Source organism: Herpetosiphonaceae bacterium, assembly GCA_036374795.1.
Taxonomy (GTDB): domain Bacteria; phylum Chloroflexota; class Chloroflexia; order Chloroflexales; family Kallotenuaceae; genus LB3-1.
Map to the genome: position 1 here is coordinate 1 of DASUTC010000132.1, position 4,684 is coordinate 4,684.

The 4,684-nt window shown below is 67.8% G+C and carries 1 protein-coding gene; it reads left to right on the top strand.

The genetic code is table 11. From position 1 onward, the window contains the following. Positions 1–4,684: amino acid adenylation domain-containing protein (locus VFZ66_09315; GenBank protein HEX6289377.1), on the top strand; the 4,684-nt coding region annotated here is incomplete at both ends.

Genomic DNA, 4,684 nt, shown 5'->3' on the forward strand with positions numbered 1-4,684 from the left:
CGATCTGGAAGGCCACGGACGCGAAGATCTCTTCGACGAGGTCGATCTGTCGCGCACGGTCGGCTGGTTTACCAGCATCTTCCCGGTGCGGCTCGACCTGGGCACGGCGCAGCAGCCCGGCGCGGCGCTCACAACGATCAAAGAGCAGCTGCGCCAGATCCCGCAGCATGGCATCGGCTACGGCCTCCTGCGCTACCTCGGCCCCCCGGAGATGCAGGCCGCCCTCGCCGGCATGCCCCCGGCGGAGGTGTCGTTCAACTACCTGGGCCAGATCGACCAGGCCATCGCCAAAGACAGCCTGTTCGCGCCAGCACGCGAGAGTCCCGGCCCTGTGCAGAGCGCGCGCAATGGTCGCACCTATCTGCTTGAGGTGACAGGATTCGTCCTCGATGGCTGCTTCCATCTCAACTGGGACTACAGCGCCGCGATCCATCATCGCGCCACGATCGCGAGTCTGGTCGATGCCTACCGCGCGGCCATCCAGCGCGTGATCGCCCACAGCAGCGCGCCGGACGCGCACGGCTACACCCCCGCCGATTTCCCATTAGCGCGGCTGGATCAGGCGCTCCTCGATCGTATCGTTGCGCACGAGCGGCAGATCGAGGACATCTATCCGCTCTCGCCGATGCAGCAGGGCATGTTGTTCCATACCCTGTACGAGTCGGAGACGGGCCTGTATGTCGAGCAGCTCGCCTGTCGCCTTGAGGGTCCAATCGCGATCGACGCATTCCAGCGGGCGTGGGCGATGGTCATCGAGCGCCACCCGATCTTACGCACCGGATTTGTCTGGGAGGACATCGACACGCCGCTGCAAGTCGTCCGGCAGCAGGTGACACTCCCCTGGCAGATCGAAGACTGGCGCGACCTGAGCCGAGACGACCAGGCAGCGCACCTGGCGACATGCCTGGCGCAGGATCGGCGGCGTGGCTTTGCGCTCGGAGCAGCGCCCCTGGTGCGTCTGGCGTTATTTCAGGTCGGGACCGAGCGCTACGACTTTGTGTGGAGCTATCACCATCTGCTCCTCGATGGCTGGTCGGTGCCGCTGGTGCTGCGTGAGGTCTTCGCCGCCTATGCCGCCCTGCGCCACGGGCAACGCCTCGAACTGGCGCGTCCATGGCCCTACCGCGACTATATCGCCTGGCTGCACCGCCAGGATCTCGCGCGGGCGGAAACGTTCTGGCGGCACCTGCTCCGGGGTTTTTGCGTTCCCACGCCGCTGGGCGTGGAGCGACGTTCCTCCGGCGACGCAAGCGCCGCCAGCCAGATGACCGGCGAGATGACCCTGAGCCGGGCGACGACCGCCGCGCTGGAGCGCCTCGCCCGCCAGCACGGCCTGACGATGAGCACGCTCGTGCAGGGCGCATGGGCGCTGCTGCTCAGCCGCTACAGCGGGGAGCAAGACATCGTCTACGGTGCGACAGTGTCGGGCCGCCCGCCGGAGCTGGAAGGCGTGGAGGAGATGGTCGGCCTCTTCATCAACACGCTGCCGGTACGAGTTCAGGTCGGCGCGAATGACACCGTTCATCGCTACCTGGCGCAGGTGCAGGCCGTGCTGCTGGAGCTGCGCCAGTACGAGTACAGCCCTCTGGCGCAGGTCCAGCGCTGGAGCGACGTGCCGCAGGGCCAGCCGCTATTCGAGAGCATCGTCGTCTTCGAGAACTACCCGATTGCCTCGCTCACAGCTGCGCGGCGCGCCGACATTGGGCTGGCGATCTCAGACGTGCGAACGATCGAGCAAAGCAATTATGCGCTCACGCTGGCGGCGGTGCCCGGACAGGAATTAACGCTCCGGCTCAACTACGACAGCCAGCGCTTCGACCGCGAGCGCATCGATCGGCTGCTCGGCCATCTGGAGACGCTGCTCGCCGGATTCGCCGCCGATCCCGATCAGCCCCTCGGCGCTGTGCCGCTGCTGACCGAGGCCGAACAACGCCTCTTGATGTCATGGAATGCTACGACCACGGCGTTCCCCACAGACACCGCGATTCATCACCTCTTCGCCGCGCAGGCGGCGCGCACGCCCGACGCCGTGGCGCTCGTCTGCGGCGCGGAGACGCTCACCTACCGCGCCCTCGATCAGCGCGCCAACCAGCTTGCGCACCACCTCCGGCGGCTCGGCGTCGGCGGGTGCCCACAGGGCGAGGTCGGCGTCGGCCTCTACCTTGACCGCTCGCTCGATCTGGTCGTCGGGCTGCTCGGCATTCTCAAGGCGGGCGGTGCCTACGTGCCCCTCGATCCGGCCTATCCCGCCGAGCGGCTTCAGTTCATGCTGGCGGACGCGCAGGTGCCTGTGCTGCTCAGCCAGCAGACGCTAGCCCCCGGCCTGCCCCAGCACCAGGCGCGGCTCGTCTGTCTGGACGCCGATTGGCCCTCCATCGCGCCGCTGCCGAGCACCGCGCCCGCGACCGACCACCAGGCTAACGATCTGGCCTACCTGATCTACACCTCCGGCACGACCGGCCGACCCAAAGCCGTGCAGGTCGAGCATGGCAGCCTGAGCAATACGCTCCTCGCAAGCCAGGAACGCTTCCGCTTCCAGGCCGACGACATCATGCCCTGGATTGCCTCGGTCGCCTTCGACATTGCGCTCTTCGAGCTGTTCTCGCCGCTGCTCGTCGGCGGCACGGCGCGCATCCTGACGCAGGCCGAGGTGCTCGATCTGCCGCAGTTCGTCGAGACGCTGCGCGCGTGTACCCGGCTGCACACGGTGCCCAGCCTGATGCGCCAGATCGTGCGCGCGATCCACGACCGCCAGCTCCCACCAGCGGCCTTCGCCGCTATGCGCCAGGTCTTCGTCGGCGGCGAGGCCGTGCCGCCGGACCTGCTCCCCGCGATGCAGGCGATCTTCCCGCAGGCGGCGATCACCGTGCTGTATGGCCCGACCGAGGCGACGATCATCTGTACGAGCTACGCCGTACCGCGCGACGAGGCCGTGAGCGGCCACCCGATCGGGCGACCACTGCCCAACAGCCAGCTCCGGCTCTACGATCCACACCAGCGACTCGTGCCGATCGGCGTTATTGGCGAGATCTACCTCGGCGGCGGCGGCGTGACGCGCGGCTACCGGCACCAGCTGGAGTTGACAGCGGAAAAATACGTTGTAGTCGACGGGCAGCGCTGGTATCGCACCGGCGACCTGGCGCGCTACCGGGCCGACGGCACGGTCGAATTCCTGGGCCGCCGGGATGCGCAGGTCAAGCTGCGCGGCTTCCGGATCGAGCTGAGCGAGATCGAGGGCGTGCTCCGGCAGCAGCCTGCGGTCCAGGATGCAGCGGTGATCGTCCACGACGACTCCTCCGGCGACGCTCGGCTGGTGGCCTATGTGGTGCCGGAGGTAGAGGCCGCGCTCACGCTGGAGGACCTCCAGCAGGCGCTCCAGCGCGCGCTTCCCGCGTACATGGTGCCCGCCGCCTTTGTGGTGCTCCCAGCGCTGCCGCTGAACGCGCACGGCAAGGTCGACCGCGCGGCGCTGCCCGATCCGAACGCCAGCCGTCTCACGATCGAGACGGATTACGTCGCGCCGCGCAGCCCGACGGAGGCCGTGCTCGCCACGATCTGGGCCGATGTGCTGCGGCTCGACCGGGTGGGCATCCATGATCATTTCTTCGCGCTTGGCGGTGATTCGATCCTGACGATCCAGATCATCGCGCGGGCACATCAGGCCGGTGTGCACCTGACGCCCCGGCAGATCTTCCAGCACCCGACGATCGCGCAGCTCGCGGCGGTGGCTGGCACGCCGCTGCTGACGGTGGCTGAGCAGGGAATCGTCACGGGTCCGGTCCCGCTGACGCCGATTCAGCATCACTTTTTCGCGCTGGACCTGATGGAGCCGAACCACTTTAATCAGGCGGTGCTGCTTCAGGTCCAGCAGCCGCTCGATCCCGCGCTGCTGGAACAGGCCGTCCGGCACCTCGTCGCCCACCACGATGCGCTGCGGCTGCGCATTACGCCGGCGCCCACCGGCTGGCAGCAGCAGATCGTCGCGCTCTACCGCGCGCTGCGTGATGGGCCGCTCACGCGCGTGATCGATCTATCTGCCATCCCTGCCACCGAGCAGCCGGGCGCGATCACGGTCGCCGCGACGGAGATTCAAACCAGCCTCAATCTCAGCAGCGGCCCACTGATCCGCGTCGCCTACCTGCACCTGGGAGCGCAGCGGCCCGGACGCCTGCTGGTCGTGATCCATCACCTCGCCGTCGATGCCGTCTCGTGGCCGATCCTGCTGGAAGATTTCCAGAGCGCCTACACCCAGCTCCGCCAGCAGGCTGCCGTCACGCTGCCCCCCAAGACGACCTCGTTCAAAGCGTGGGCCGAGCGCCTCGTGAGCTATGCCCAATCAGCGGCGCTCCACGACGAGCTGGCGTATTGGTTGCGGGTCGCTGGTCATCCCGTGCCGTCCATGCCGGTCGATCGCCGGGATCGACCGAGTATCCCGGCGACGACCGAGCATCTGGAGCTGGTCCTGAGCGCCGCCGACACGCACGCGCTGCTGCATGAGGTGCCGCGCGCCTATCGCACCCGGATCAACGATGTGCTGCTGACCGCGCTGGCGCTGGCCTGGGCGCAGTGGGCGCAATCGCCGGTGCTGCGGCTCGATCTGGAAGGCCACGGACGCGAAGATCTCTTCGACGAGGTCGATCTGTCGCGCACGGTCGGCTGGTTTACCAGCATCTTCCCGGTGCGG